Source organism: Spirillospora sp. NBC_01491 (genome assembly GCF_036227065.1).
In the GTDB taxonomy this organism is placed as follows: domain Bacteria; phylum Actinomycetota; class Actinomycetes; order Streptosporangiales; family Streptosporangiaceae; genus Spirillospora; species Spirillospora xylanilytica.
On the sequence record NZ_CP109432.1, the window covers coordinates 4,648,618 to 4,675,143 of the forward strand.

Consider the following 26,526-nt stretch of genomic DNA (forward strand, 5'->3'; position numbering starts at 1 on the left):
GACCGGCCCCGGGGCGCCGCCGCCGGTCCCCGGCCGGGCCCGAGGAAATCGATCCCGGGGACAATGCGTTGACTTGGAGGTCTACGTCTGGAAGGTGTGCCGTGCTCGTTGAAATCTGGTCCGACCTCGTCTGCCCCTGGTGCTATATCGGCAAGCGCCGGTTCGAGAAGGCGCTGGCGGGGTTCGACCACCGGGACCGCGTCGAGGTCGTGCACCGGTCGTTCCAGCTCGACCCGTCCGCGCCTCACGGCGAGGTCCGCGACCAGGCCGAGATGCTGTCGGCCAAGCTCGGCATGCCGCCCGAGCGCGTTCGCGCGCTCAACACGGAGATGGAGCACCGCGCCGCCGAGGACGGGCTGGAGTACAACCTGAGCGGCGGGACGGTCGGGAACACCGCCGACGCGCACCGCCTGATCCACCTGGCCCGCGACGCCGGGCTCCAGGGGCCGGTGATCGAGGCGTTCTACCGGGCGCACTTCACCGACCGCCGCTCGCTGTTCGACCCGGACTCGCTGGTCGAGCTGGCCGCCGAGGCGGGCCTGGACCCCGGTGCCGCGCGGGCGGTGCTGGACTCGGACCGGTACGCCGCCGACGTCCAGACCGACCAGGTCGAGGCCCAGCAGCTCGGCGCGACCGGCGTGCCGTTCTTCGTCGTCGACGGCCGCTACGGCGTCTCGGGAGCCCAGCCCACCGAGACGTTCACGCAGGTCCTCGCGCGCGCCTGGGCCGAGTCACGGCCCCCGGTGACCATCGCGGCCGGCGACGGCGACGCCTGCGACGGCGACGCCTGCGCGGTGCCCACGGAGCCCCGCGGATGAGGGACGGGGCCCCGGCCGTCCGCTACACCTCGCCCGACGAGGACAGCGGGCGGTGGGCGGAGTTCCCCTTCCGGCGCGGCGACATCGTGATCAGCACCCGGTCCAAGAGCGGGACGACCTGGCTACAGATGATCTGCGCGCTGCTGGTCTTCCAGACGCCCGAGCTGCCCGCGCCGCTGCACGAGCTGTCACCGTGGCTCGACCACCTGGTGGCGCCGCGCGACGAGGTGGTCGCGCGGCTGGAGGACCAACGGCACCGCCGGTTCATCAAGACGCACACGCCCCTGGATGGGATCCCGCTCGACGAACGCGCGACGTACGTGGTGGTCGCACGGCATCCGCTCGACATGGCCGTGTCGCTCTACCACCAGGGCGGCAACATCGACCGCGAACGGATCCGGCAGCTAACAAGCGGCCCGCCCGTACGGGAGAGGCCCCGGCCGCCACTACGCGACTGGCTTCGCGGCTGGATCGGACACGACGTCTCGCACCTCGACCAGATGGACTCGCTCCCTGGGGTGATGTGGCATCTGTCGGACGCCTGGAACCGCCGTGACCAGTCCAATATCGTCCTCGTCCACTACGACGACCTGTCCAGTGACCTGCCGGGCGAGATGCGCAGGCTGGCAGGAGCACTCGGTATAGAGGTCCCGGACGGGCGGTGGCCTTCTCTGGTGGAGGCCGCCACGTTCGCCAACATGCGCGCCCGCGCGGACGCACTCGCGCCCAACCCGTCCGGCATCCTCAAAGACAACGCCGCGTTCTTCCGGCGCGGCACGTCCGGCGGGGCCCGCGAGGTCCTCTCGCCAGAGGACCTCGCCCGCTACGCGCGGCGCACCGCCGAGCTCGCCCCGCCAGACCTCCTGGAATGGCTGCACCGCTGACCCCTCCCGATCCGCCGGCGGGCACCGTCCGCCTACGATGATCGCGCTTCGGGAAAGGGGGCGCGGATGCCGGTCGGGCGGAACGTCGAACGGGAGCGCGTGAACCGGTTGCTCGCGGGCGCGCGATCCGGGCGGAGCGGGGTCCTGGTGATCCGCGGCGAGGCGGGCATCGGCAAGACCACGCTGCTCGACCAGGCCGCCGCCGACGGCCGCGACCTGCGGACGGTGCGCGGGGCGGGCGTCGAGTCCGAGGCCGAGCTGCCGTTCAGCGGGCTGCACCTGCTGCTGCTCCCGTTCGTCGACCGGCTGGACGCGCTGCCGGACCGGCAGGCCGCGGCGCTGCGCTCGGCGTTCGGGCTCGCGGACGCCCCGGCGCCCGACCGGTTCCTGGTCGGCGCGGCCACCCTCACCCTGCTGTCCGAGCTGGCCGCCGACCGGCCGCGCGCGGGTCGCGGAGCTGCCCGCGGCGACCCGGCTGCTGCTGGTGGTGATCGCGGCCGACGGCACCGCCGATCCGGACGTCGTGCTGGGCGCGGCGAGCACGCTCGGCCTGTCCGCGGTCGATCTCGGCCCCGCCGAGGACGCCCGGCAACCGCGCCCCCGGACTCGGCACCGTCCAGATCGGCAGCGACACCGTCGAGGCGATGCGCCGCCAGTGGGCCTGCGAGCTGGGCCCGCACGGGGTGCGGGTCGTCACCCTGCGCACCGGCGGCATCCCCGAGTCCATGCCGGACGTCACGGAGACGGCGCCCTTCCGGCAGCAGATGACCGACGCGACGCTGCTCGGCCGGCCCGCCACGCTCGCCGACGTCGGGCGGGTCGCGGCCTTCGTCGTCTCCGACCACGCCCGCACCCTGACCTCCACCCAGGTCAACATCTCCTGCGGCGCCCTGGTCGACTAGCGGGTCACAGGGCGCCGAGGTCGGCGGCCCGCGCGATCGCCTGGTGGCCGGCGTCGTTCGGGTGCAGGCCGTCCTGGAAGGTGTAGGCGAGCAGGGACCGGTCCGGGTCGGCGGGGCCCGCCATCGCCCTGTCCGCGTCGAGGACGGCGTCGTACTCGCCGCTGGTGCGGATCCAGTGGTTGAGCCCCTGGCGGGCCTTCTCGCCCTCCGGACTCCAGATCGGGAACAGCGCGCCCTTCAGCGGCAGCACCGTCACGCCGGTGGCCTTGACACCGCGGGAGTGCGCGGCGCGGATGAGCTCCCGGTGGCCCGCGATCAGCTCCTGCGGCGTCACCGGGGCGGCCCGCCGCTGGCACTCGTTCTGCACCTGGGACGCGCCGATGTCGTTGGCGCCCAGGTGGATCAGCACGGAACGGACGCCCGGCACGTCCAGGACGTCCTTGCGGAACCGGGTGAGGGCCTTGTCGCCGAAGCAGGGCGAGTCGGCGAGGAGCTGGTTGCCGGCGATCCCCGCGTTGACGGAGGTCGCCGGGCGTCCGGCGGTGAGGAGCCGCCCGGCGAGGACGTCGGGCCAGCGGCCCTCGCCCGTGGAGCCGGTGCCGTCGACGAGTGAATCCCCGAACGCCACCGCGGTCCCGGCGACCTTCCCGCCGGCCACGTCCACGCCCGTCAGGTAGTAGAGCGCGTCGGTGGACGCGGTGAAGGCGCCGCCGGCGGGATCGGCGGTGTGGTCGCCCTTGGCCAGGTAGGCGGCCTGGGTGGTGAAGCGGTGAAACGTGGCGGGCCCGGTCGCGCTGGTGAAGCGCAACGTGACGGCCAGCTTCTCCAGCGGGGAGGTGGACAGCGCGACCGGGTCGCCCACGAGTTCCGCGCCCGGCTTCACCATGACCGACGCCGCGCCGCCGAACGTGACCCGCGCGGAGGTGTCCGGCCATGCCTGGGCGCCCCCGGCCGACCGGGCGACCGTAGCGCCGGCGACCTTCAGCGGCTTGGTCCCATACCGGTTGGAGAGCCGGATCCGGACCCGCGCGCCGCCCTGCCCGACCCTGATCACCTGCCGCAGGGACTGGTCCTTGAAGCCGGTCGTCGACCAGTTGGCGCCGTCGTCCTCATTGCCGGCGACGGGCCGCTGCGGCGCGGCGGCCCAGCTCTGCACCCACCCGCCCGGCGCGGCGGGCGCCGCAGCGGACGCGGTCGCCGCGTAGACGAGCCCACCGGTCAGCGCGGTGCCGCCCAGGACGGCGAGCGGGATCCGGAACGACCGTGTGTGACGCGTGAAGTTCATGTCTAGATCCCACTAGCCGGACGGGACGGCGGCATCAGGGCGCCCCACCAACTTCGAGGTAGGGCCAGCACTACCCCGGCGGCGCGCTCCCGGGCGTCGATTAACGTACGTGCGTGCGTCCCCTCCCCCCGCGAACCCCGCTGGAAGCCGTCCTCCGGTGGCGCTTCCTGCTCAGCGGCTGGCCGTGGCGGTCGGCCGGCTACCTGCTGACCAGCGTCCCGGCGGCGGCGCTGGCGGCGGTGCCGCTGACGCTCATCGGCCTGCCGCTGCTGATCGCGGCGCCGATGGGCGGACGGGCCACGTCCCTCGTGCAGGCGGCGTTCCTCGTCGCGGTGGGCGTGCTGCTGATCGCCGGGATCGGCCCGCTGGTCGCCGTCCCGCTCGCGGAGCTGGAACGCCGCCGCCTGGGCATGATCGACCTGACCCCGATCGGCTCCGGGCACCGCCGCCCGTCCGGCCCGGGGCCGCTGCGCTGGCTGCGGACCCGGTACGCCGAGCCCGCCACGTGGCGCGAGCTCGGCTACGCCTGCCTGCTCGTCACCGTCGCCCCCGTCCTGTACGCCGCCCTCGCGCTCGCCCTGCTGTGGCTGCTGGCCTGCCTGGTGAGCCCGCTGCTGGCCCAGGGCGGCGACGGCCCGGTGGCGCTCGGCCCCGCGACGATCGGCACGCCCGGCGACGCGCTGCCGTACGCGCTCGGCGCGCTGGTGCTGCTGCCCGCCGTCCCGTACGGGCTGGCGCTGATCGCCGGGGCGCACGGCCTGCTCGCGCGGGCGCTCCTGCGGCGCGGTTCCAGCGAGCTGCTGCGGGTCGAGCTGGTCGAGCTGTCGCGCTCGCGGGCCCGGCTGGTCGACGCGTTCGAGGCCGAACGGCGCCGGATCGAACGCGACCTCCACGACGGCGCGCAGCAGCGGCTGATCGGGCTGACCCTCCAGATCGGGCTGGCCCGGCTCGACGTCCCGCCCGGCTCGCCCGCCGCACGCAGCATGGACACCGCGCACGCGCAGGCCAAGCGGCTCATGGTGGAGCTGCGGGAGCTGATCCACGGGATCCACCCGCGGGTGCTGACCGACCGGGGCCTGCCCGCCGCGCTCGGCGAGCTCGCCGACCAGGCCGCGCCGGCCGTGACGGTCGACGCCGAACTGCCCGGCCGCTTCCCCGCCCACGTGGAGGCGACCGCCTACTTCGTCGTGGCCGAGGCGCTCACCAACGCCGCCAAGCACGGCGGCGCCGGGCGGGTCCGGGTCACCGCCCGCTGGCTGGACGGGCTGCTCACCGTCGAGGCCGAGGACGACGGGACGGGCGGCGCCGACCCGGCCGGCGGGACCGGCCTGACCGGCCTCGCGGACCGGGTCGCCGTCATCGACGGCAGAATGTTCCTGTCGAGCCCGACCGGGGGGCCGACGGTCCTACGTGTGGAGCTTCCGTGCAGCCTGAACCGACAGCCGCCGTCCGGGTAGTGCTCGCCGAGGACGGGGTGCTGCTCCGCGAAGGGCTGTCCGGGCTGCTCGGCAGGTTCGGGTTCGAGGTCGCCGCGGCGGTCGACGACGCCGCGGCGCTCCGGGCCGCCGTCGCCGAGCACGCCCCCGACCTGGTCGTGACCGACATCCGGATGCCGCCGGGCTTCAGCGACGAGGGGCTGCGCGCGGCGGTCGACCTGCGCCGCGACCACCCGGGCCTGGCCGTGGTCGCGCTGAGCCAGTACGTCGAGTCGAGCTACGCCACCGACCTGCTCGACTCGGGCGACGGGCGCCGGGTCGGCTACCTGCTCAAGGACCGGGTCGTCGACATCGAGGACTTCATCACCGCGCTCCGCCAGGTCGTGGCCGGCGGCACCGTGGTCGACCCGCAGGTCGTCCGGCAGCTCCTGCGCCGCCACCGCGACCCGCTGTCGGCACTGTCGCCGCGCGAGCACGAGGTCCTCGCGCTGATCGCCGAGGGGCACTCCAACGCCGCGATCTCCCAGCACCTGGTCATCTCCGACGCGACCGTCGGCAAGCACGTCGGGAGCATCCTCACCAAGCTCGACCTGCCGCAGACCGAGGAGACCCACCGCCGGGTCCTCGCCGTCCTCGCCTACCTGCGCGGCACGGCGCCCCGCCGCTGACGGCCGGGCGGACCGGCGGGCCGACAGGTGAGCGGACCGGCGGGCGGGCATGAAGGAAGCACGCCGCGTGATGCCGCGCGGCGTTCAGGGTACGGCGGAATGGCCGACCGGCCCGGCGGCCTGGGCGGCGGCCGAGACGACGGCCCCGCGGCCGGTCCGTGCCGACTCCGGCGGGGCCGCGGCGGTGCGGCCCCGGGAGTCAGAGCTTGCAGAGCTTGGCGAACGGCGCGGAGATCCGCACCTTCTGGGTTCCGAAGTCGACCAGAACGGTGGTGTCTTCCACGACGCCGATGACACGGCCGAGGCCGTACTTGTCGTGGCTCACCCGGTCGTCCACGGCGAACTGCTCGACAGGCGGGGCCGCGGGCGGAGGCTTGAAGGGACTGGTGGGCAGGTGTCGCCGGGTCACGGCTCGGGGTGCTTTCATCATTCCCAGTATGCGCCCAGCTGGGCCATAACGGGGCGTTCTTGGGCCAGTAACCTGCGCGGACCTGCGGGCGGGCTCGCGCGCGCGTCCCCGAAACCCCCTGTGGCCAAGGGTTTTCGGACACGAAGCGATCAGCCTTGGCGATCTCCCCCGGATGCGTGCTAGACTCCGGAGAGTTGCGGTTCTCATAGACTCTTGTGTGCGCCTGCTGGTACTTACCTCAGGCGCATTTTTTGTTGTTCTGGATCTTCCGGATGGGATCATCGCGGCGACTCCGGACTCGCAGGGTGCGAGCCCGGGCATTGGCCCAGAAGGAGAAACACCATGGCCACCGGTACCGTGAAGTGGTTCAACGCCGAAAAGGGCTTCGGCTTCATCGAGCAGGACGGCGGCGGCCCCGACGTCTTCGCCCACTTCTCCAACATCGCGGCCCAGGGCTTCCGCGAGCTTCAGGAGGGCCAGAAGGTGTCGTTCGACGTCACCCAGGGTCAGAAGGGCCTCCAGGCGGAGAACATCGTCCCCGCCTAAGTATGTGTGAACGGCGGGTCGCGGCCTCCGGCCGCGGCCCGTCGTGACCCTCCGGCCCGGCCGAGCCGCCACTTCGGCCCCAGCACCACCGATCGGGCAGCACTGATCAGGCGACACCTGATCGGCCGGTACCGATTGTGCAGCACCGGCTCGACGGCGCGCTCGACAGCGCCCCGCACACGGATATCGTGTGCTCTCGACTTCGGCCCCGCCCCACGGCGATGAGGCCGTTCCCCACGATCGGCGGCACGAGCACCGCCCGTCATTCCCACCGGCTCGTTCTTGAGACTTCTTCGCCCGGCCCTGCGATCGTGCGGCCCCGTGCAGCGGAGCACTCCTCGACACGTGCCACCCGAGGAAGGTCTTTTTCCCCGCATGCCCCACAACGCACGTTCACGTTCGTCCCGGCCCCGCGGCCGGCGCCCGGCGGCCCCGCAGCAGCGGCAGAACCAGAGCACCGAGTTCGCCATGCCGGAGAGCACCACGCCCGCGCTGCCGCCGGTGGAGGCCTTCGACGAGCTCGACATGCCCGCGGCGCTCCTGGCGACGCTCACCCGGGAAGGCGTCACCGCGCCGTTCCCGATCCAGGCGGCGACGCTGCCCAACACGCTGATCGGCCGGGACGTCCTCGGCCGCGGCCGGACCGGCTCCGGCAAGACCCTCGCCTTCGGCCTCGCGCTCCTGGCTCGCACCGCGGGCCGGCGCGCCGAGCCGAAGCAGCCGCTCGCGCTGGTGCTGGTCCCGACCCGGGAACTGGCCCAGCAGGTCACCGACGCGCTCACTCCGTACGCCGACGCGGTCCGGCTCAGGCTGGTCACCGTGGTCGGAGGGATGTCCCTCGGCCGCCAGGCGAGCGCGCTCAAGCGCGGCGCCGAGGTGCTGGTCGCGACGCCCGGACGGCTCGCCGACCTGATCGACCGCGGCGACTGCCGGCTCGACCGGGTCGACATCACCGTGCTGGACGAGGCCGACCAGATGTCCGACATGGGCTTCCTGCCGCAGGTCACCGCGCTGCTCGACCAGGTCGTGCCCGGCGGGCAGCGGATGCTGTTCTCGGCGACGCTCGACCGCAACGTCGACCGGCTGGTCCGCCGCTTCCTGAACGACCCGCTGACCCACTCGGTCGACCCGTCGGCGGGCGCGGTCACCACGATGGAGCACCACCTGCTCCACGTCACCGAGACTGACAAGCACGACACCACGGTGCACATCGGCGCACGTGAGGGCCGGGTGCTGATGTTCGTCGGCAAGAAGCACGGCGCCGACCGGCTCGCCCGCAAGCTGCTGGCGAGCGGCGTGCGCGCCGCGGCGCTGCACGGCGGCAAGTCCCAGCCCCAGCGCAACCGCACGCTGGAGCAGTTCCGCACCGGGCAGGTCACCGTGCTGGTCGCGACCAACGTCGCGGCGCGCGGGATCCACATCGACGGACTCGACCTGGTCGTCAACGTCGACATGCCGACCGACCACAAGGACTACCTGCACCGCGGCGGCCGGACCGCCCGCGCGGGCGAGTCCGGCACCGTGGTCACCCTGGTCGTGCCCGCCGAGCGGCGCGAGATGGACCGGCTGATGGCGCTCGCCCGGATCACCCCGACCACCACGCGGGTGCGTCCCGGCGACGAGGAGCTGGCCCGGATCACCGGCGCCCGCCCGCCGTCCGGCGTCCCGGTCACGCTCCCGGCCCCGCCCGCCGCCGAACGCCCCCAGGGCGGCGGCAACCGGCGCGGCGGCGGCGGTGGCGGCGGACGCCGTCGCGGTGGCAGCGGCGGCGGCGCCAGCGGCAACAGTGCCGGTGGCGGCCAAGGCCGCGGCGGACACGGGCGCCGTTCCTCGTCCCGTGGCCGTGACGGGCGCTCCGGAGCGCTCGCCTCGTCCAGCAACACCTGACGCGACGATCTGTAGAAGGGCCCGGCGATCTCGCCGGGCCCTTCGGCCGTCCGGGGCCGTTTCGCCGTCCGGGACGGTCTCGCCGTCCGGGGCCGCGCGAGCGATTCCTCCGCCGCGTCCCGTCCGATCGCGACTCAACGCGATCGGACGGGAGCGTTCCGGCGTGCTATGCACCTGGGCGCGCACTTTGCCCGAGCAATCGCTCGCCCGGGGTATAGCCGTCCCCCGGCCCGCCGCCGGATGATCTCCGCCATGAGGTCTGTGACGCACATCGTGATCACGTGGGTTCTGCTCGCCGCCCTGCTGGCGGCGTCCGGAACCGCCTCGGGGGCCACGTCCGCAACCGCACGGCTCGCGCCGGGCTCGTACACGCGCTCGGTGACGATGGACGACGGATGGAAACGCGAGTACCTGCTGCGGGTCCCGCCCGGGAAGGCCCGCCCGCGGCCCGTGGTGATCGCCCTGCACGGCGGGCTGAACGACATGCAGTACATCCGCGACTCGACCGGGTTCGACGCGCTGGCCGACGAGAAGGGGTTCGTGACCGCCTACCCCAACGGCTTCTTCGGCACCTGGAACGCCGGCGGCTGCTGCTGGTTCGCCCGGATGGCCGGCATCGACGACGTCGGGTTCCTGGACCGGCTGATCGACACGCTGGTCCGGGAGGGGCTGGCCGATCCGCGGCGGATCTACCTGACCGGCTTCTCCAACGGCGGCGGGATGGCCTACCGGTACGCCTGCGAGCGGTCCACCCGGATCGCGGCGATCGGCGTGGTGTCCGGCTCGCTGGCCGTCCCGTGCGAGCCGGAGCGCCCGGTGTCGCTGATCGCCGTGCACGGCACCGCGGACCCGTCGGTGCCGTTCGGCGGCGGCGGCGACCAGGACTGGAACAACCACGTCCCGTTCCCGCCGGTCCAGGCGGTGATGGACTTCTGGCGGTCGATCGACCGGCTGCCCCCGCTGGACCGGATCGTGCTGGACGCGGCGTCCACCGTGTGCCGCACCTCGCTCGGCGCGGTCCGCTCCAGCCAGGTGGAGTTCTGCACGATCTTCGACGGCGGGCACACCTGGCCGGACGGGACGGGCAAGGGCGTCGCCGCGAGTCCGCTCATCTGGGACTTCTTCACCAAGCACGTCCGCCCGTGACGCTCCGCGCCGACGGTCAGGTGGCGCGCCCGGCGGGAAGGCCGGCGTAGCGGCCGTCACGCCACCGCCGTTCGGGCGTCCCGCGACGTAGGCTGGAGGGACCGGGGGCATCTCGAACGCGGACCGTCACGTCGGCGTCGTCCTCGGCGAGTGACCATCCGGTTCCGCACGGAGCCGAGAACGGGGCCCGCGATATGGCCCGTATCTATGATCTCGCAGCCGCACGGCGGTCGCCCGCGCCGCCCGGCGACGAGCCGGCCGGGCCGGAGCGCGCGCGGGAGCCGCGCCTCACGCTGGCCCCCGGCCCGGAGCGCAGGGGCGCGCTCGACGGCGGCTGGTGGCCGCGCTCCCGCGACGCGGTCGCCGAACTGACCGCGCTGGTGGGCGGTCTGCCCTGGGCCCCGGACGAGCCGCTGCGGCTGACCGTCGACCTCGCCGACTGGGACGAGGTCCCGCGCCGCCTCCTGGTCGGCGGGCGGATGATCAAGGTGGGCTGGCTGCCGGACATCGACAGCATGGTCATCGTGACCCGGGGACGGTCGGACGAGCTCATGCTGCTGGTCGTCCCGCCGGAGGCCCCCGAGGCACCGGCCCGGGCCGCACTGGCGAGCGCCGCCGCCGGGACGGACAGCGCCATGCCGCACGAGATCCTCGCCGCCTGCGACGTGTCCACCGCGCGCGTCCCCGGGCCGGACGGCCGGTCGGATGAGATCCTGCCTACCGGGGCCGAGGACATCGACCGGGTCGAGCCGATCGAGATCTCCCAGTGGGCCGACGACGGCGGGATGCGGAGGGAACGCCCTTGAGCGGCAAGGACACCGAGGTCTGGATCGCCACGGGCGACGGCCGCGACCTGATCCGGGCCGACATGATCGTGGTGGTCCGGCTCGATCCGGGCGGCCGGCTGACCGCGCAGCTCCGCGACGAGTCCAAGGTCACCGTGACCCTCATCGACGGCCAGAGCCCGGAGCCGCTGCCGGGCGACTTCCACCGGCGGCTGATCCGGGCGGTCGGCGAGCTGGCCGACTCCAGCGGGGCCCAGGTCGTCCGCGCCGAGCACGACGGCCGCGTCTGGCGGTGGATCGCCGAACCGCTCTGACCGCCGCGCCCCGGGCGCCCGGAGGTCAGAGGCCGTAGGCGGGGACGGAGATCGCCTCGGCGGTCCGGCGGGCCGATCTGGCCATCATGCCCTTCCACGGCAGGTAGGGGAGGAGCCTGAAGTTCTGGTTGAGAAACCAGGCCATGAAGCGGGTCTCGGGCACCATGAACCTGCTGACCCCTTCCCCCGACTTCTGGCACCCCTCCGCGTACGGGCGGACCAGCGCCTCGTACCGGGCGAACGCGGTGCGGTGGTCGCCGCCCGCCGCGACCAGCTCGCCGGCCAGCGCGTACGCGCCGACGACCGCGAGGCCGGTGCCCATCCCCGACAGCGACGACGGGCAGCACGCGGCGTCGCCCAGCAGCGCGATCCGGCCGCGCGTCCAGGCGTCCATGCGGATCTGGCCGACGGAGTCGAAGTAGAAGTCGGGCGCGTCCGCCATGGCGTCCAGGAGCCGGTCGGTCTCCCAGCCGCCGCCGCGGAACCGCTCGGCGAGCGCCTTCTGCTGCCCCGCCGTGTCGTGCCGGTCCAGGTCCAGGAGCGCGGACGCGAAGTAGAACACGGCCTTGGCCTCGGTGTTGTCCCGCGCGCTGTACATCGTGACGGTCTTGCCGGGGGTGCTGTAGCCGAGGCCGGTGCGGTCGAGCCCCAGGTGGTTGGCGGTGGTGAAGATCGCGTTGTAGAGGCCCAGGTGGGTCGCGTGGTCGCGCTCGGGACCGAACGCGATCGACCGCACGTTGGAGTGGAACCCGTCGGCGCCGACGACCAGGTCGAACCGGCGCGGCGCGGCCCGCTCGAAGGTGACGTCCACGCCGTCCGCGCCGTCGGCCAGCCCGGTGATGGAGTCGCCGAAGACGTACTCGGTGCGCTCTCGGGTGGCGTCGACGAGGATCCGGGCAAGGTCGCCGCGGAGGATCTCCACGTCCCCCGCGAACAGGTCTTCGGGCATGCTCGCCAGCTTCTTGCCCGCGCTGTTGACCATCGCCATGGCGCCCATCCGAGTGCGGGCGCGTTCGATCTCGCCGAGGACGCCCATCCGGCGCAGCACGTCGAGGTGGGCCTTCCCGCGGAAGTCGACGGCGTAGCCGCCGGTACGGAGGGCGGGGCTCTTCTCCACGATCGTGGTGGCGAAGCCGTGCCGGTTCAGGCACAGGGCCAGCGCGGGCCCGGCGATGGACGCCCCGGAGATGAGGACGTGCTTCCTGGTGGGGTTCATGCGGGTGAGCCTGGCCGGGGCCGCTCACCGCACCCTCACCGCGCGCTCACCGGCGACGGACTCGGGCAGGCCGGTTAGGCGGAGCACCTGCGCGGGCCCCATCCACAGCCCCGTCCGGTGCGCGTCGCCGTAGGGGCCCTCGCCCAGTTCGGCGCGCGCCGCGGCCTCGATGCGAGGAGCGTCGGCGTCGGCGTCGCCCGCGATCCCGCGCAGCGCTCGCGCCGCCCCGAGCAGGGTGGCGGCCGGCGCGGGATCGCCGTCCGCGAGGGCCGAGCCGGCGAGCGCGACGACGCCGCGGGCGGCCTCGAAGAGCGCCCCCCTCGCCGCCGCGACCTCGATCGCCCGCCGGTACAGGACGCGGGCCCCGGCCCGGTCGCCGCCCGCCTCGGCGACCCGGCCGAGGCCGACGAGCGCGCGGGTCCGGTTGCCGACGCTCTTGATCCAGTTCGGGTCGAAGCGGTCGAGCGCGTCCTCGTAGAGCCGCCGCGCCCCGCCCGGGTCGCCGTCGTGGAGCGCGAGGTCGCCGAGGCCGCGCAGCGCCGCCGCCAGGTAGGTGGGCCGTCCGGCGCGGCGGGCGAGAGCGGCGGCCCGCGCGTAGTCGGCCCGCGCACCCTCGGGGTCGGCGCCGAGCCGGTAGTCGCCGCGGTTGCACAGCAGGTCGGACTGGTCGTCCACGGCGCCGAGCCGCTCGCTGAGGACGAGCGCCTCGTCGGTGAGCGTGATCGCCCGGCCGGGGTCGCCGCACAGCGCCGCGAGCCCGGCGAGGGAGTCCAGGGCGAGCGCGGTCCCCCAGCGGTCGCCGGTCGAGCGGAAGGCGGCGAGCGCCGCGGTGAACTCCTGCTCGGCCCGGACGGCGTCGCCCGCGGCCAGCTCCGGATAGCCCGAGATCAGGTGCGCGGCGGCCCGCGCCCAGGGCTCGGCGGAGCCCAGGTCGGCGGTGATCAGCGCGAACGCGGTCTCCGCCTCGTCCGGCTCCGCGGCGGCCATCAGCCAGCGGAACGGGACGAACGGGTGCCGCCCGGCCCCCGCCGCGATGGCCGCGATCGCCGCGCCCGCGGCCCGCCGGTGCCGGCTCCATGCCCGCGCGGTCGCGGGGTCGGCGGCGGCGACCAGCGCGCAGACCACGTACTCCTCCTCCAGGCCGGACGGGGCGCCGGGCCCGACCAGGTCGAGCAGGGCCGCCGCCGCACCCGCCGCCGCGGCCGACAGCCCGCGGATCCACAGGTAGGCGGCCATCGAGCCGAGCAGCCGGAACGCCGTCCCGGTCGCCCCCGCCTCGACGGTCCGGCGCAGCGCGGCCAGCAGGTTGTCGTGATCGGCGGCGAGGACCGGCAGCCACCGGAGCTGCTCACCGCCGTGCAGATACGGGCCGGCGGTGTGCGCGAGGTTGAGGTATCGGGCGGCGTGCGCGCGGTATGCGAGGTCGTCCTCACCGGCCGCGCGCAGCCGCTCGGCCCCGTACGCGCGGATCGTCTCCAGCATCCGGTAGCGACCGGCCGTGACCTCCAGAAGGGACTTGTCCACCAGCGACTCCAGGGCGTCCCGCACGTTGGGGACCCCGCAGACGGCCTGCGCGGACACGGCGTCGGCGCCTCCGGCGAAGATCGTGAACCGGCGCGCGGCCCGCTGCTCGTCGTCCGTGAGCAGGTCCCAGCTCCACGCCACCATCGCGCGCAGCGTCCGGTGCCTGGCGTCGGACGTGCGGGCGCCGCGCTCCAGCAGCCCGAACCGGTCGTCCAGACCGGCGGCCAGCTCGGCGAGATCCTGGGTGCGCAGGCGCGCCGCCGCCAGCTCGATCGCGAGCGGCAGATCGTCCAGGGCGGCGCAGATCCGCCGCACCGCCGCGCGGTCGCGGTCGAGCGCGAACCCGCGCCGGACGGCCGAGGCCCGGTCGGCGAACAGCCGCACCGCCGCGTCCCCCTCCAGCGGCCGGACGGACCACAGGTGCTCGCCGGTGATGCCGAGCGGCTCGCGGCTCGTCGCGAGGACGCGCAGGCCAGGGCAGGCCGACAGCAACGCGTGCGCCAGCTCCGCCACGGCGTCCACCAGGTGCTCGCAGTTGTCGAGCACCAGCAGCAGCGGCCGGTCGGCCAGCGCCGCGACGAGCCGCGACAGCGGCGGCACCGGCCCGGCCGGCGCGCTGAGCGGCCCGCCCTCTCGCAGGCCGAGCGCCACCAGCAGCGCCTGCGGCAGTGCGGCGCCGTCCCGGACCGGCGCCAGCTCGACGAAGCACACCTCCCCGCGCCTTTCGCCGGACGCGATCTCGACCGCCATCCGCGTCTTCCCGACCCCGCCGGGCCCGAGCAGCGTCACCAGCCGCACGGTGCCGAGCAGCGCGCCGAGCTCCGCCGTCTCCGCGTCCCGCCCGACGAAACTGGTGAGCTGCGCGGGCGGCGCCGCCGGCCCGCGCGGCGGGACGGCCAGCAGCTCCCGGTGCAGCGCGCCCAGCTCGGCGGACGGATCGGCGCCCAGCTCGTCCGCCAGGGTCCGCCGGGCGTCCTCGAACGCGACCAGCGCCTCGGCGGGCCGGCCCTCGTCGCGCAGCGCCCGCATCAGCAGGGCGCGCGGCCGTTCGCGGAGTGGATGCCGCTCGACCAGCTCGCGCAGCTCCGGCACCACCGCGGGCCGGCCGCCGGTCCGCAGCTCGGCGTCGATCCGGTCCTCCAGCGCTTCGAGCCGCCGCTCCTCCAGCCGTTCGGCGCTCGCCCGCGCGGGCCCGTCCGCCACGTCCGCGAACGCGTCGCCCCGCCACCATCCGAGCGCCGCCCGCAGCAGCCCGGCCGCCCGTTCGGGATCACCGCCGCGGAGCGCGTCCCGGCCCTCGCCCGCCTGCCGCTCGAACCGCCACGCGTCCACGTCGTCCGGCTGGACCCCGAGGCGGTAGCCGGCGGGGGTCAGCTCGATCTCCGCCTCCGGGCGCAGCGCCGCCCGCAGCCGGGACATCTGCGACTGCAACGCCCGCACCCCGCCCGCGCCGCCGTCGATCAGCCGGTCGACGGAGACCGGCGCCCCCGGCCGCGTGAGGAGCAGGGCCAGCAACGCCCGCCGGGCCGGGCCGCCGAGCGGCACCTCGCTCCCGTCCGCCCGCCACGCCCGCGTCTCCCCCAGAACCCCGAACCGCATACCCGCGATTATCAGCCCATTCGTCCTAGACTCGTCCGGACCATATACAGGACCATGCCGCACACCGCTCCCTGGGACCCCGCGCCGCTCGCCGAGGTGGCCGCGCTCTTCGCCTCCCTGGCCGTCCCGTGGTGGATCGCCGGGGGCCACGCCATCGACCTCGCCATCGGCCGCGTCCACCGGGAGCACGCCGACATCGACGTCCTCCTCCTGCGCCGCGACCAGCTCAGCGTGCAGGACGCCCTCCCTGCCTGGCAGTGGTGGGCCGCCGACCCGCCCGGGACGCTGCGCCCCTGGGGCCCGGGCGAAACGCTGCCGCCGTCCGTCCACGACATCTGGTGCCGTCCCGGACCCGCCGCGCCCTGGCGGATCCAGGTCATGCTCGACGAGTCCGAACACCGGACCTGGATCTCGCACCGCGACGACCGGATTCGCCGCCCCATCGAGGACCTCGGCCTCGTGTCCCCGGACGGCGTCCCCTACCTCTCCCCCGAAGTGCAGCTCTTCTACAAGGCCAGAGCACCCCGTCCCAAGGACGAGCTGGACTTCGCCGTCACCCTGCCCGTCCTCACCGGCCGCCAGAGACGATGGCTCGCGGCGGCCATCGTCGCAACCCTGGGCGGCCACCCCTGGCTCGATCGCCTGCCCGAACCCGGCGACGCGTCCTGAAGTCGCGGTGCCGCTCGTCGCCGCCGTTCAGTACTCCTTGCAGGTGGTCCCGTCCGCCTTGACGTTCGGGTGGCCCGGATAGGCCCAGCGGCAGACGCTCGTCATGCTGACCTGCTCCCCGCCGGGGCCGTAGCACCAACTGTTCCAGGGGCCCCCGCTGCCGGCGTACCCCTTGGACCGGCAGTAGCCGTTCATATCGCTGATGGACACGGTCCCGATCACCTTCGGGCCGGACGAGGGCTGCCCGCCCCCGCTCGGCCGCGAGGACGGCTTCTTGGTCGCCGGAGCCTTCGAGCCGCCGGTGTTCGGCGCCCCATCCGGACGGCCCGGGGACTGCCGCCCAGCACCGGCCGCCGGAGTCGCCGGCGTCCCGGCCGACGGCGCCCGGCTCGCGTCCCCCTTGCTGCCGGACGGGCCGGGCGACGCCGGCGGACTGCCGGACGTCCCGCCCGATGGCCCGGCCGAGCCCGGCGTCCGCAGCGAGCCGGACCTCCCCTTGTCAGGGGATATGACGGAGTAGGCGAGCCCCAATGCCGCGAGCAGGACCAGGACCGCCGCACCGACCCCGGCCAGGCGACGGCGCTTGCCCCCGCCGGCGGGGGCCGTCTCGTCGCCCCGGCCCGCCTCGGGCGGCTGCGCGGGCTCGTCCTCGCTCGTGTCCTCGGGCGCCTTCGCGGGCGCGGGCTCGTCCTCGCTCGTGCCCCCCGCCTCGCTCGCGGGCTCGGACTGGAGCGCGGCGACCGGGGCGCCCCCGGTGTTCCAGGCCGGGCCCGGCAGGGCGCGCAGGTCGTTGCCGACCTGCTCGGCGGTCGGCCGCCTGGCGGGGTCCTTGTCCAGGCAGGCGCGGATGACGGCGCCGAGGCGGCCGTCCAGCGCCTCCAGGTTCGGCTCGCCATGAAGGATCGCCTGCATGACCGCGGGGATCGACTCGCCGCTGAAGGCCCGCTGCCCGGTGGCGGCGAAGACCATGGTCGCCCCCCAGGCGAACAGGTCGGCCGCCGGTCCGACCGTGTCCCCGGAGATCTGCTCGGGCGCCATGTAGCCGGGGCTGCCCACGACCTGGCTGGTGATGATCGACCGGCTGAGGTCCAGGGCCAGGGCGATCCCGAAGTCGATCACCACCGGGCCGTCCGGTCCCAGCAGGATGTTGCCCGGCTTGAGATCCCGGTGGACCACGTCCGCCTGATGGATCGCGGCCAGCGCGGTCACGGTGTTGAACGCGAGCCGTTCCAGCGCCGCCCCGCCGCGCGGTCCCGTGCCGCGCACCGACTCCTGGAGCGACGGCCCGTCCACGAATTCGCTGACAATGTAGGGCTGTTCGTTCGCGACGCCGCTGTCGAGCACCTGCGCCGTGCAGTACGGGGCCACCCGCTTGGCGATCTCGACTTCGCTCAGGAACCGCGTCCGGGCCCGTTCATCGGTGACCAGGTGCGGATGGAGCAGCTTGATCGCCACCCGCTGCCCCGGCTTCTCGCCACCGACATAGACCGTGCCCTGGCCGCCGGTGCCCAGCCGACCCTCGAGGCGGTACGGCCCCACCTTTTCCAGATCCGTGGGCAACAGGGCCATCCATTCCGGCACGCGTCCTCCAACATCGGATCAGGCGCGATCATATCCACGGATGCCAGAATGCGGCGGGGCGTGCCAACACCGCCAGCCGGCGTGTCGCCGAGGCGACGGGCTTTCTCCGCACCGACGCCGAACCCGTCCTGCGTTCGCGCGCCGACGGCCGCCAAGTGAGCTGAGGACCTGGGTCCACCGGCTTTGACCGGTGCGTCCCCACGCGATCACGACCATGAGGCGAATTCGGCGGCGGTCTGTGCTGGTATTGGCGCATGGATCTTCCGACCGAGACGGCCGCTGTCCACAGGCTGTGCACCGAAAGGCTGGGCGCAGCTCTGGGGCCGCAACTCGCCGCCCTGGCCCGTCCGGGATTCGATCTCACCCCGGCGAACGATGCCCGGCCCGCGACCGGCCGGTGCCGGCTGGGCGGACCCGCGCTGCTGGATCCAGGGACACCGTGGCCGAGGTGCGACGACCTACCGCTCGTCCTCTTCGCCGTGCTGGACACCGACGAGCTGGCGCCGTGGCTCGGGGACGAACTGCCCTGCCGTCCCGGGCTGCTCAACTTCTTCTATCTCGACACCGCGCCATCGGGCTACGACCTCGATGACCCGGCGATCTGCCGGGTCGTTCCGGCGGATCCGGCACGCGCCGTCGCGGTCACGGCACCGCAGCCCGAGCGCGGCTTCGCGGCGGTCCCGCTGAACGCCCGCCCCGATCTCACGCTGCCCGGCCTCATTTCCAGTGGCTCGTTCATGTCCCTCGAAAGCCTCATCGAAGACTTCGACTTCACTCCTGATCCCGGCATCGAAGCCGACCGGCTCGAAGCCGACGCCCTGCTCATGTTCGGCGACTTTCCGGAGGACCAGTACTATCCGGGCCCGCTCGGAGTCGATCAGGCTTTCGGCTGGACGGCGGAGGAGGCGACCCACCGACTCCTCCCCGATCCCCAGGGCGAGTACACGCGCCTGCTCCGGATCTCCAGCAACCTCGCGGAATGGGAATTCCCTGAAGGCGGGGGGCTGCACTTCCTCATCCCCACCAAGGCGCTGCGCGACGGTGACTTCACTCAGGCAGTGGCCGAACCGGACTTCCCCTAGTAGATCATCCGCCTTATCACTTCTGGCCAGCATGGCGACGCGCCGCGGTTCATCCCTCTGATGGAATCCATCCGCATCTGGCCCCATGCTCCAGTCACATGATCACCGGACACGCGAGGGCGGTGCCGGATCACATGGCCGACAAGATCGTCGGGACCCGGGCGGCAGCGAGGTCGGGGTCGAAGCGCAGTGGTTCGCGCAGGTCGCCACGGTACTCGCTGAACAGTTCTTCGCGGGCGTCCACCAGGCCCCATGTGGCGATGACGTACCTGAGGTAGTCCTCCAGGTAGGCCACCCTCGAATAGTCGTATTCGATCCAGTAATCGCCGAGAAGCATCATCTTCCAGTCCGTACGGTCCGGCTGAACGATGAACGACATCGCGTAACAGTCGTCGACCGTGTCGAAGTGGCGCACCATACGACAGAACTCATTGTCGCCGTACACGGTCCCGTCGAAAATGAATTCAGATTCGTATTCAAGTTGCAGTGGGGTGTACTCGGGGTTGAACAGCACGTTCTCCAGTGACGCAATCCCGATGGATCCATCGAAGAGGCCGTGCTCGGCGATCGTGTTCGGGGGTTTCTCGGATATTTGTTGGCGATTTTGCTCGTCAAGGCTTGATCTGAAACACCACTGGAGGGTGGCGCTGCCGAGCGTCCGGTAGAGCCGACGCAGCGGCGCCGGCAAAGGCGCCCCGAAGCGCGCCTCAGCGTCCTTGATTGCTTCCTCCGAAACGGGCGCACACACCTCGAACGAGAACAGTTCCAGCATGGGGTTCTGCTCAATCCTCCGGGCCAGCACGTCCAGTGCAGCACGAAAGTCGAAACTCATGGCAGGAGATACTTCCACATGCCGGCCTCGATCGGGTCGCGTTCAACGTGCGGCCGAAAGGGGCAGGCGTCACCTACAAGATCTACGGGGCACGGCCTAGGTGTACTCCTCGACAGAATCCGTGCCCACACGTGATCGGTCGCTAAAATTCGCTGCGGTCATCGCTTCGCGGGTCGTGTTCAGCGAAGTAGTCGTCGTAGAGACCTGCTCGGGCGTTGCGGCGCCACAGCCGGGCCTGGGGGTTCGCATGGTCGGCCGGGTCGCGGTCGATGTCGACGACCACCACCGCCGGTCTCTGGTCCCGGGAGCACTGGGCCGCCCATTCGCCACCGGGACCGATGACTCCTGAGGGCGTGATCGTGCTGTGCTGGGCGGGGACGGAGAAGCTGGTCCAGTAGCCGTTGGTGGCCGCGTGTCCCTGTGCCTCGGTGGCGAATGCCGCCCCGCTGCCGGGTGCCCCGCCCGTCGTCGAGAACAGCACACAGTCGACATCGAGCCGTTCGTACTCGCTGAAGATCTCGGGGAAATGGACCTCCATTCCGAGCGCGCATCCGAACCGGACCGCGTCGACCTCGAACGTGACCGGGGTGGAGCCGGGCGTGTACATGTAGGAGACCTTGGTGTCCGACAGCATGCGCTCGTCGTAACGCGTCGCCACGTCGCCCCGGTCAGAGATCACGTACAGGCTGTTGTGCGGCCGGTGAGGCGGGGTCAGCCGATGCGTGGAACCGAGGACGGTCCACAGCATGAGTTCTCGCGCCAGCTCCGCCGTCGCGGCCAGTTCCTGCCGGAGTACCCCCCACGCGAACCTGCTCCAGTCAGCCGGACCGATCCTGCCCGGCCCCTCGACCGACATCACCCGCTTGTGGGGAAAGCAGCTCGCCCCCTCGGTGAAATGCACGATCCTCGCGCCGGCCTGGTGGGCTTCGCGCATCAGACGGCGCACCTGATGCCCGCTTTCGCGCAGCTCAACGAAATTGCCCGGGTCATGGTGGACGATGGTCTGCGCCACGGCCAGCCGGACACCGAAGGCGCCCGGCTTCGCGCCTCCTGACGGCGCCGGACGCACGTGCCTCAGGGCAGTGGTGTAGGACTCGCCCGTCTTGGCGGCACGGGCACGTACCTGGCGCTTGAGATTCCTGTTGGCTGTCATCTGGCCTTCCACGTCCCGAACGCGAGCCCCCCGGCGACCACGTCCAAGACGATCGGACCACGACAGCGACCTGAGACCAAGTCCCTTTGCCTCCGTGCCAGACCGTGCCGGGGACGGCCGAGGGAGGTGAGGCGTAGGCCACGCCGCGAGCATGTTCTCCTGACCGCCGGCCACCGTCAACCTCGCCCAGGGCCTCCTCCGCCCCTCTTCGGGTGATGACCGGCCGCGACACCGCCGACGCTCACCTCACTTCGAGGCGGGCCCAGATCACATCGCGGTGTGGGCCAGCCAGTGGTCCAGCAGCGCGCGGTCGCCGGTGACGCGGGCCCCGGAGCCGTCCGCGGGGAGCCGCCTGGTGAGCACCAGCAGCAGCCCGGCCACGGGCCCGGCCACCACCACGTCCCCGCCGGACGACCCGTGCTCCCACCTCGGCCCGCCGGGGGTCCGGGTGATCAGCCACCCCTCGGGCCCGTCCGCGGGCAGCACCTGGAGGGTCTGGCCGTCACCGCGCAGCTCGGCGAGGTCGGACTTGATCGCCTCCGCGCCGGGCGCGGTCAGCAGCTCGAGCCCCTCGGTGATCGCGTCGGCCGCGAGGTCGGGCGCGATCTCGAAGGCGGTGCCGAGGGCGAGCGCCGCGTCCCCCTGGTGGACGGAGGTGTCGTGCAGCATCCGGCGCAGCCAGAACACCGACGGCCGCGGACCGGTGAAGGTCCACACCACCGTCCCGCCGTCGCCGACGGCCTCGATCAGCTCTTGGGCGCCGGCGCGCAGCCACCCGGACCAGGCGTCCGGGCCGCCGGGGTCCGCGGCGCCCGGGTCCGGCGCGGGCGCGGGCGCACCGGTCCGCGCGACCCCCGCCGCCCACCGGTGGGCCTGGCCGAGGTGCACGACGAGGTCCCGGATCCGCCACTCCGGGCAGGTGTCCACGCGCCCGTCGGGGTCCGCGCCGTCGACCGCGTCCGCGAACAAGCCGCTCTGCTCCCACAGCCCTTCCGCGAGCCGCTCGACGTCCAGCGTTCTCATGTCGTGCCTCCTGTCCATCGGGATGCCCCTAACGTAAGAACTCCACCGAGGTGGAGGTTCAAGGGGTCGTGACCAAGGACACGGACGGGACGCTGTTCGGCATCGGCGACCTGGCCCGGTCGACCGGCGTGCCCGTCCGGACCATCCGCTTCTACTGCGACGAGGGGATCCTGGAGTCCCGGCGCAGCGAGGGCGGGCACCGCAGGTTCGACGCGTCCGCCGTCGACCGGCTCAACCTGGTGCGGAGCCTGCGGAACCTCGGTATGGGCCTGCCCGCGATCGCGCACGTCCTGACCGGCGAGCGCTCCGTCGCCGAGGCCGTCGCCGCCGAACGCGCCGCGCTCGACGTCGAGCTCGCGGCGCTCGCCTGGCGGCACGCCTCGCTCCGCGCGATCGAGGAGGCCGCCCCGTCCGAGCGGGCCGCGCGCCTGGACCTGCTCTCCGCCGCCGGTGGCGGACGCGCCGCGCGCGAGGCCCTGGTCGCCTTCTGGCGCCGCGTCATCCTGTCCCCGCTGCGGCCGGAGGTGTTCGACACCTTCGTCGCCATGAACGTGCCCGACCCGCCCGCCGACCCGACCACCCGCCAGGTCGTCGCGTACGCCGAGATGGTCGCCCTGGTCGGCGACCGCTCGCTGACCAGGCGGCTACAGGCACGCTCCTGGGCCAACCGGAAGCAGATCCCCGACGAGAACGCCCTCGTGATCGGCATCGGCACGGCGGCCGAGCTGGCCCTCCCCCTGATGGGCACGGGACGGGCCCCGGACCTGGCCCTCGACTGCTTCGTGACCGCCCACGCCTCGGCCCGGGGCCGCCGCGACACCCCCGCGTTCCGACGCGAACTGCTGGCGAACTCGGCCCTGGACCGCGACCCGGCCGTCCAGCGCTACTGGACCCTGACCACCGAGATCACGCACGGCCCCGTCTCCGCGGGCTCGATCCTCGCCTGGCTCCTCGACGCCCTCGAACGATCCCTCACCTGACCCCCGCGGACTCCGTGTTCTGCTCGGTCGCCGGTGACGCGGGCCCCGGAGCCGTCCGCGGGCAGCACCTGGTGGGCGGTCAGTGGAGTGCTGTATGGCGGACAGATCGAGCGTTGGCAGGCGGACAGCGAGTGTGCCGGTCCGCAACCGGTCACCCGGTGATGCCCAGCGCGCCGCTGCGGAGGACGTCGGTGGCCGCGCTGAGAAGCCGGTGGCACAGGTCGGCCTCGTTCGCCCATGCCTGCTTCACGTCTGGGTCGTCATCGATGCGTGCGTTCAGGTGCGCGAACGAATCGTCGTCCAGGACGCTGTCGCTGATCCAGTCGTGGCCGCGGGAGTCTGCGTAGCGGAACGCGTGTCCCAGCATCACGCTCTCGATGCGCAGCCGGTGGGCGGAGACGAGGAGGCCGTGTGCGACTGGTCTATCGGTGCCGTAGGCGACCTCGTCGAACTGTTGCGGCAGGACGACGGTGTCCATGCCGGTCGCGGTGGCGATGACGTGGTCGAAGCCCGCCCGCCGGTCGGGTAGGTCGTCGTAACGCTGTTCGGCGAGGGCGTCGTACGGATGGTCGGCCGGGGGCACAGCGCCAAGGACGGCCAGGTGCCGGGCGAAGTCGGCGAGCCGCTGGTATTTCTCAGAGCCGTAGGAACCCAACCGGGCACCGAGCAGGCAGGGGTCGGTGCCCGGGTCCAGCGGGGGGTGGATCTCGGCGAGCGTGCGGGGCTCGCGATGCTCCGGCAGGCCGAGCTGATGCAATGTCGCGTTGATGTCGGCAAGGAACCGTTCCTGGTATTCGCCGCCCCAGCCCTCATCTTCCGCGCACAGAAACATCCCGACGTTCACGTCCAAAGCCACGGCAGCAACCCTAGTCTCAACGGCAGAAACGACCTTGGGCTGGTGGTGGCATGTTGATGGGACCACCGGCGTGTCGTCTTGAGGGGAGTGGAAGTCCACCACTCCACCAGGGATCGATCTCGCCTGGTCAGGCCCGGTCCACCTCGGTCCACTTCCAGAACCGGGCCAGCTCCCCGGCCCCGACTCAGCCGAGCGCCGTCCTCCCGGTGATCGCACGCAACTCCCGAACGGCGGGACGCTCCCTCTGCCCCGGCGGAACCGCGCGCAGCACGGCCTTCCCCGTCTCAGTGATCATCTGGACTCGCTGGGACACCGAGAGTTCGGAAAGGATCTCCACGGCCTGACGCGCCCCCTGTTCCACCCCGCCGTTCACGGTGACGCACAGGGCCTCGTGCAGGCGAACATTCACGCCGTACACATAATCAGGCCCATACGAAAGGACCCGTTCGCGGGCGTCATCAGCGCGACTCTCCTCGCCCGCGTGGGCGTACACCCAGCTCTCAGCGAAATGCATCTGGTCGCCGGTCCAGTAGGCCGGAATGGGCCCATCACGCAAATCGTCCGGAACGGATATGTTGAGCCGGCGAACGCGTTGCTTCGCCTCCTCGTGCCTGCCGAGCAGGGACAGCGCCTTCACTTGCGTCTGGGCGAGATCGAATCTGGCCAGCGCGACCGATGCCGAGCCGCCCGCGATGTACTGGGCCTTGCGAACGAGCTGGAGTACGGCTTCCGGACCACGCTGGCCGTACAACCCCAGCCCCGCCTCCTCGGCGCGGACCAGCAAGCGCAGTTCGAGGTCACCGGACGCGTCGGCGGCGGCCTTGGCCGTCCGGGACCAGTGGATCGCGGCCCCGTGGTCACCCAGCCGGGTCAGGATGTTCGCGTGCAGCATCGCCAGCGCGGCCGTGACGCGCTGAAGCTCGGTCACCTGCCGAACATCGGCGGTCTGTAGCTGACGCTGGACGGCCAGCAGATCGACGACCAGGCCGTCACGGGCCCGCTCAGGCGGACGCGTCCGCAACGCGTGCAGGTGATCCGAAATGGTCAGATGCCATTCGTCCAGGTCACGAGGTTCGCTGTCGAGGGTCAGAGCCAGCAGCTGACGGACCGATTCGCCGGTGGAGCCGAGCGCACCGGCGCCCACGCCGAGCGCGGCGAGCAGTTGGAGAGCCTCGCGACGTCTCACGTCTTCGTCCGTTTCCTGGGCGGCTTCCGGTTCCAACGTAGCGCGCGATGCGGCTCGCTTGCCGGGTAGGAGGGGCCGGAGCTCGCCGGGGGCCTCCAGGGTCCACTCAAGCGCCTCCGCGAATTTCACGGACGGCCGAGTCTGGTCGTGCGACACCCGTGACAGGTGCCCGGGGTCGCACGGCACCTTCCTGGCCAGCTCGCGCAGCCCCAGTCCACGATCAGCCATCAAACCGCGCAAAGTAGCACCGAACGTCGCCATAAATCGCACCAATCCGCGTCAACGGGGTGTTGATCTGTTGCGCGACCGGTGCGCACAACAGTCAACATCTTCACGGTAACCCCGCCACGGCCCTTACATGGTGCGGAAGACAAGTCGGCCCCGGACCGGTGCTACCACACCGAGTTCCGGGGCCTGAACCACGAAAGGCAGTCGTGGCCTATGAACAATCTAGTGGATACGCCCCCATGGGCGGCACTGGACGTCGATCTAGATCAGGTGCTCCGCCGCTTCAAGATCGAATTCCCCGGGTTCGTGATCTGGCATGGCGAGTACACCGGCCATTGGTGGGCAATGCCCCGGGGAACGGACCATGGATTGGTCGAGGCCGAAACCTACAGCGAACTATGGCGACGATTGGACGCATTGAGACCGCAAATGTCACTTCAATCCCGACATGTCCGCGCTCAGACCGGTGTGGCGGTGCGGCCGACGCCTGCCGTCCCCCAGGACCCGGTGCCACTGCGCCCCGTCTCCCGGAGGCGAGCCCTCCGGCGATGGCTCCGCGACATCCTCAAGTCGAGGTCGGTGGCCTGGTGACCGCGAACACGCCCGCTGTCCGAGCACCCGGCACCGCGCCCCCGCAACCTGGCACCGCGCTCGCGGGGGCCGGTGATGTGGCGCGGGGAAAGTGCCTCGTCGTCGGGGTGCGGGTGATGCGTTACGACCGGCGGGAGGTCGGTGAGACGCGGCGGTGGATCCGTGATCGGCTCGCGAAGGAGATCACGGAACCGTCCGCCGGACTCGCGTCCGCGATCGATGATCTGCTGACCTGCGCGTCCGAACTGACCGGCAACGCGGTCCTGCACGCGCCGCACCGGCCGGACGACGTGATCACGATCTGCCTGCTGCTCGAACCGGGCGCCCTGCGCGTCGAGGTGTCGGACGCGGGCGGGTGGTGCGGGCGGCTGCCTCGCGCGGACGATCCGGGCGGCGCCGCGGAATCGGGACGGGGGCTCGCGATCGTCGCGCACCTTTCGGCGTCCTGGGGATGGTTTGAGACCGCCGGCGGCAAAACCGTGTGGTGCCGGATCGCGGCAGACTGCCAAGGTGACGGCGTCAGAAGCCGGTGACGGGGCCGTACGTCACGTGTCCCGGCCACCACACTGAGGCGCGGTTCCGATCGGACGGCTACTTCCGGGCGGCGTGCTCGGTGAGCTCCAGGTCGATGAACGCGGTGATCATCGCGCGCCAGACCGGCTCGGCGACGTCCGGGGACAGGCCCGCCGCCAGCGCACGTTCGCGGGCCCTGGCCACCACCTGCTCCACCCGCGCGGGCGCGCGTACGGCCTGCTCGTCGGCCTTGAACTCCGCCGCGGCCCGCACCAGCGCCTGCCGGTCCGCCAGCAGCCGGACGAGGTCGTCGTCGATGCCGTCGATGCGGGCGCGGACTTCCGCGAGGGACGTCGGGTCGATCATGTCCCAATTGTCACACAACGGCCTGCCCCATGGCCCGGGGCAGGCCG

General features: G+C 72.7%; 26 protein-coding genes and 1 pseudogene. 15 read left to right on the forward strand and 12 right to left on the reverse strand.

Annotation, left to right across the window (positions count from 1 at the left end; translation table 11 throughout):
* The first annotated feature begins 101 nt into the window (after positions 1-101).
* The 3 genes and pseudogenes from OHA34_RS21610 to OHA34_RS21620 form a co-directional block, all read left to right on the forward strand.
* Entirely contained in the window at positions 102-818 is a 717-nt protein-coding gene (locus tag OHA34_RS21610) for a DsbA family oxidoreductase (RefSeq protein ID WP_329518721.1), read from the forward strand.
* The gene (locus OHA34_RS21615) at positions 815-1,702 is read left to right on the forward strand and encodes a sulfotransferase domain-containing protein (RefSeq protein WP_285939902.1); all 888 of its coding nucleotides are present in this window, start codon (positions 815-817) and stop codon (positions 1,700-1,702) included. Before OHA34_RS21610 ends, OHA34_RS21615 begins: the two co-directional genes overlap by 4 nt.
* Before the next feature lie 66 nt (positions 1,703-1,768).
* A pseudogene (locus OHA34_RS21620) lies at positions 1,769-2,059 on the forward strand (ATP-binding protein); the annotation flags it as partial.
* Positions 2,060-2,108: 49 nt separating this feature from the next.
* Here the strand turns inward: OHA34_RS21620 and OHA34_RS21625 are convergent.
* The gene (locus OHA34_RS21625) at positions 2,109-2,336 is read right to left on the reverse strand and encodes a hypothetical protein (RefSeq protein WP_329522491.1); all 228 of its coding nucleotides are present in this window, start codon (positions 2,334-2,336) and stop codon (positions 2,109-2,111) included.
* 10 nt (positions 2,337-2,346) lie between these two features.
* Between OHA34_RS21625 and OHA34_RS21630 the strand changes: the two genes are divergently transcribed.
* Positions 2,347-2,604: an SDR family oxidoreductase gene (locus OHA34_RS21630; RefSeq protein WP_285940105.1), complete on the forward strand. Its 258-nt coding sequence runs from the start codon at positions 2,347-2,349 to the stop codon at positions 2,602-2,604.
* 4 nt (positions 2,605-2,608) lie between these two features.
* Here OHA34_RS21630 and OHA34_RS21635 read toward each other — a convergent pair whose 3' ends face one another.
* Positions 2,609-3,889, reverse strand: coding sequence for an SGNH/GDSL hydrolase family protein (locus OHA34_RS21635; RefSeq protein WP_329518722.1), 1,281 nt, complete (start codon positions 3,887-3,889; stop codon positions 2,609-2,611).
* Positions 3,890-4,002: 113 nt separating this feature from the next.
* On the opposite strand from OHA34_RS21635, the gene OHA34_RS21640 reads away from it, so the two are divergent.
* Together OHA34_RS21640 and OHA34_RS21645 are read left to right on the forward strand one after the other, a co-directional pair.
* Positions 4,003-5,346: a sensor histidine kinase gene (locus OHA34_RS21640; protein WP_329518723.1), complete on the forward strand. Its 1,344-nt coding sequence runs from the start codon at positions 4,003-4,005 to the stop codon at positions 5,344-5,346.
* Positions 5,313-5,993, forward strand: coding sequence for a response regulator (locus tag OHA34_RS21645; RefSeq protein ID WP_285939899.1), 681 nt, complete (start codon positions 5,313-5,315; stop codon positions 5,991-5,993). Before OHA34_RS21640 ends, OHA34_RS21645 begins: the two co-directional genes overlap by 34 nt.
* 199 nt (positions 5,994-6,192) lie before the next feature.
* On the opposite strand, the gene OHA34_RS21650 is transcribed toward OHA34_RS21645, so the two are convergent.
* Positions 6,193-6,420 (reverse strand): hypothetical protein, encoded by a 228-nt coding sequence (locus tag OHA34_RS21650; RefSeq protein ID WP_285939898.1) that lies wholly within the window; start codon positions 6,418-6,420, stop codon positions 6,193-6,195.
* A gap of 324 nt (positions 6,421-6,744) precedes the next feature.
* On the opposite strand from OHA34_RS21650, the gene OHA34_RS21655 reads away from it, so the two are divergent.
* The 5 genes from OHA34_RS21655 (at position 6,745) to OHA34_RS21675 (ending at position 11,080) form a co-directional block, all read left to right on the forward strand.
* On the forward strand, positions 6,745-6,948 hold the full coding sequence (locus OHA34_RS21655; protein WP_285939897.1) for a cold-shock protein: 204 nt from the start codon (positions 6,745-6,747) through the stop codon (positions 6,946-6,948).
* A gap of 375 nt (positions 6,949-7,323) precedes the next feature.
* Positions 7,324-8,835, forward strand: coding sequence for a DEAD/DEAH box helicase (locus tag OHA34_RS21660; RefSeq protein WP_443029586.1), 1,512 nt, complete (start codon positions 7,324-7,326; stop codon positions 8,833-8,835).
* Positions 8,836-9,087: 252 nt separating this feature from the next.
* Positions 9,088-9,981, forward strand: a complete 894-nt coding sequence (locus OHA34_RS21665; RefSeq protein ID WP_329518724.1) for an alpha/beta hydrolase family esterase — start codon at positions 9,088-9,090, stop codon at positions 9,979-9,981.
* A gap of 194 nt (positions 9,982-10,175) precedes the next feature.
* On the forward strand, positions 10,176-10,787 hold the full coding sequence (locus OHA34_RS21670; protein ID WP_329518725.1) for a DUF5994 family protein: 612 nt from the start codon (positions 10,176-10,178) through the stop codon (positions 10,785-10,787).
* The gene (locus OHA34_RS21675) at positions 10,784-11,080 is read left to right on the forward strand and encodes a hypothetical protein (protein WP_285939893.1); all 297 of its coding nucleotides are present in this window, start codon (positions 10,784-10,786) and stop codon (positions 11,078-11,080) included. Before OHA34_RS21670 ends, OHA34_RS21675 begins: the two co-directional genes overlap by 4 nt.
* A gap of 25 nt (positions 11,081-11,105) precedes the next feature.
* On the opposite strand, the gene OHA34_RS21680 is transcribed toward OHA34_RS21675, so the two are convergent.
* The gene (locus tag OHA34_RS21680) at positions 11,106-12,296 is read right to left on the reverse strand and encodes an FAD-dependent monooxygenase (protein WP_329518726.1); all 1,191 of its coding nucleotides are present in this window, start codon (positions 12,294-12,296) and stop codon (positions 11,106-11,108) included.
* A gap of 24 nt (positions 12,297-12,320) precedes the next feature.
* Complete coding sequence (locus tag OHA34_RS21685) at positions 12,321-15,419, reverse strand: ATP-binding protein (protein WP_329518727.1); 3,099 nt, start codon at positions 15,417-15,419, stop codon at positions 12,321-12,323.
* A 54-nt stretch (positions 15,420-15,473) separates the two neighbouring features.
* Here OHA34_RS21685 and OHA34_RS21690 point away from each other — a divergent pair, with 54 nt between their 5' ends.
* On the forward strand, positions 15,474-16,088 hold the full coding sequence (locus OHA34_RS21690; RefSeq protein ID WP_329518728.1) for a nucleotidyltransferase domain-containing protein: 615 nt from the start codon (positions 15,474-15,476) through the stop codon (positions 16,086-16,088).
* Between the two features lie 27 nt (positions 16,089-16,115).
* Here the strand turns inward: OHA34_RS21690 and OHA34_RS21695 are convergent, their stop codons facing one another.
* A complete protein-coding gene (locus OHA34_RS21695) occupies positions 16,116-17,648 on the reverse strand; it encodes a serine/threonine protein kinase (protein ID WP_329518729.1) in 1,533 nt (510 codons plus the stop codon).
* 275 nt (positions 17,649-17,923) lie between these two features.
* On the opposite strand from OHA34_RS21695, the gene OHA34_RS21700 reads away from it, so the two are divergent.
* The gene (locus OHA34_RS21700; protein WP_329518730.1) at positions 17,924-18,751 is read left to right on the forward strand and encodes a DUF1963 domain-containing protein; all 828 of its coding nucleotides are present in this window, start codon (positions 17,924-17,926) and stop codon (positions 18,749-18,751) included.
* 130 nt (positions 18,752-18,881) lie between these two features.
* Here OHA34_RS21700 and OHA34_RS21705 read toward each other — a convergent pair whose 3' ends face one another.
* From OHA34_RS21705 to OHA34_RS21715, 3 genes are all read right to left on the reverse strand, one after another.
* A complete protein-coding gene (locus tag OHA34_RS21705; RefSeq protein WP_329518731.1) occupies positions 18,882-19,583 on the reverse strand; it encodes an SMI1/KNR4 family protein in 702 nt (233 codons plus the stop codon).
* A 142-nt stretch (positions 19,584-19,725) separates the two neighbouring features.
* Positions 19,726-20,748 carry a carbon-nitrogen hydrolase family protein gene (locus OHA34_RS21710; protein WP_285939886.1) on the reverse strand — a complete coding sequence of 341 codons (1,023 nt, stop codon included), beginning with the start codon at positions 20,746-20,748 and terminating at the stop codon, positions 19,726-19,728.
* 255 nt (positions 20,749-21,003) lie between these two features.
* Positions 21,004-21,759, reverse strand: a complete 756-nt coding sequence (locus tag OHA34_RS21715; protein ID WP_329518732.1) for a maleylpyruvate isomerase family mycothiol-dependent enzyme — start codon at positions 21,757-21,759, stop codon at positions 21,004-21,006.
* Between the two features lie 68 nt (positions 21,760-21,827).
* Here OHA34_RS21715 and OHA34_RS21720 point away from each other — a divergent pair, with 68 nt between their 5' ends.
* Complete coding sequence (locus tag OHA34_RS21720; RefSeq protein ID WP_329518733.1) at positions 21,828-22,739, forward strand: MerR family transcriptional regulator; 912 nt, start codon at positions 21,828-21,830, stop codon at positions 22,737-22,739.
* A gap of 151 nt (positions 22,740-22,890) precedes the next feature.
* Here the strand turns inward: OHA34_RS21720 and OHA34_RS21725 are convergent, their stop codons facing one another.
* Positions 22,891-23,595, reverse strand: a complete 705-nt coding sequence (locus tag OHA34_RS21725) for a hypothetical protein (protein WP_329518734.1) — start codon at positions 23,593-23,595, stop codon at positions 22,891-22,893.
* A 184-nt stretch (positions 23,596-23,779) separates the two neighbouring features.
* The gene (locus OHA34_RS21730; protein WP_285939882.1) at positions 23,780-25,042 is read right to left on the reverse strand and encodes a helix-turn-helix domain-containing protein; all 1,263 of its coding nucleotides are present in this window, start codon (positions 25,040-25,042) and stop codon (positions 23,780-23,782) included.
* 674 nt (positions 25,043-25,716) lie between these two features.
* Between OHA34_RS21730 and OHA34_RS21735 the strand changes: the two genes are divergently transcribed.
* Complete coding sequence (locus OHA34_RS21735; protein WP_329518735.1) at positions 25,717-26,133, forward strand: ATP-binding protein; 417 nt, start codon at positions 25,717-25,719, stop codon at positions 26,131-26,133.
* Positions 26,134-26,191: 58 nt separating this feature from the next.
* On the opposite strand, the gene OHA34_RS21740 is transcribed toward OHA34_RS21735, so the two are convergent.
* Positions 26,192-26,479 carry a chorismate mutase gene (locus OHA34_RS21740; RefSeq protein ID WP_285939880.1) on the reverse strand — a complete coding sequence of 96 codons (288 nt, stop codon included), beginning with the start codon at positions 26,477-26,479 and terminating at the stop codon, positions 26,192-26,194.
* Between the last annotated feature and the right edge of the window lie 47 nt (positions 26,480-26,526).

Bases quoted from the DNA above. Each gene is read 5' to 3' on its own strand.
- OHA34_RS21615 (WP_285939902.1), top strand. From the start codon at position 815: ATGAGGGACGGGGCCCCGGCCGTCCGCTACACCTCGCCCGACGAGGAC.
- OHA34_RS21630 (WP_285940105.1), top strand. From the start codon at position 2,347: ATGCGCCGCCAGTGGGCCTGCGAGCTGGGCCCGCACGGGGTGCGGGTC.
- OHA34_RS21635 (WP_329518722.1), bottom strand. From the start codon at position 3,889: ATGAACTTCACGCGTCACACACGGTCGTTCCGGATCCCGCTCGCCGTC.
- OHA34_RS21650 (WP_285939898.1), bottom strand. From the start codon at position 6,420: ATGAAAGCACCCCGAGCCGTGACCCGGCGACACCTGCCCACCAGTCCC.
- OHA34_RS21655 (WP_285939897.1), top strand. From the start codon at position 6,745: ATGGCCACCGGTACCGTGAAGTGGTTCAACGCCGAAAAGGGCTTCGGC.
- OHA34_RS21660 (WP_443029586.1), top strand. From the start codon at position 7,324: ATGCCCCACAACGCACGTTCACGTTCGTCCCGGCCCCGCGGCCGGCGC.
- OHA34_RS21665 (WP_329518724.1), top strand. From the start codon at position 9,088: ATGAGGTCTGTGACGCACATCGTGATCACGTGGGTTCTGCTCGCCGCC.
- OHA34_RS21670 (WP_329518725.1), top strand. From the start codon at position 10,176: ATGGCCCGTATCTATGATCTCGCAGCCGCACGGCGGTCGCCCGCGCCG.
- OHA34_RS21680 (WP_329518726.1), bottom strand. From the start codon at position 12,296: ATGAACCCCACCAGGAAGCACGTCCTCATCTCCGGGGCGTCCATCGCC.
- OHA34_RS21685 (WP_329518727.1), bottom strand. From the start codon at position 15,419: ATGCGGTTCGGGGTTCTGGGGGAGACGCGGGCGTGGCGGGCGGACGGG.
- OHA34_RS21690 (WP_329518728.1), top strand. From the start codon at position 15,474: ATGCCGCACACCGCTCCCTGGGACCCCGCGCCGCTCGCCGAGGTGGCC.
- OHA34_RS21700 (WP_329518730.1), top strand. From the start codon at position 17,924: ATGGATCTTCCGACCGAGACGGCCGCTGTCCACAGGCTGTGCACCGAA.
- OHA34_RS21705 (WP_329518731.1), bottom strand. From the start codon at position 19,583: ATGAGTTTCGACTTTCGTGCTGCACTGGACGTGCTGGCCCGGAGGATT.
- OHA34_RS21715 (WP_329518732.1), bottom strand. From the start codon at position 21,759: ATGAGAACGCTGGACGTCGAGCGGCTCGCGGAAGGGCTGTGGGAGCAG.
- OHA34_RS21730 (WP_285939882.1), bottom strand. From the start codon at position 25,042: ATGGCGACGTTCGGTGCTACTTTGCGCGGTTTGATGGCTGATCGTGGA.
- OHA34_RS21735 (WP_329518735.1), top strand. From the start codon at position 25,717: ATGCGTTACGACCGGCGGGAGGTCGGTGAGACGCGGCGGTGGATCCGT.
- OHA34_RS21740 (WP_285939880.1), bottom strand. From the start codon at position 26,479: ATGATCGACCCGACGTCCCTCGCGGAAGTCCGCGCCCGCATCGACGGC.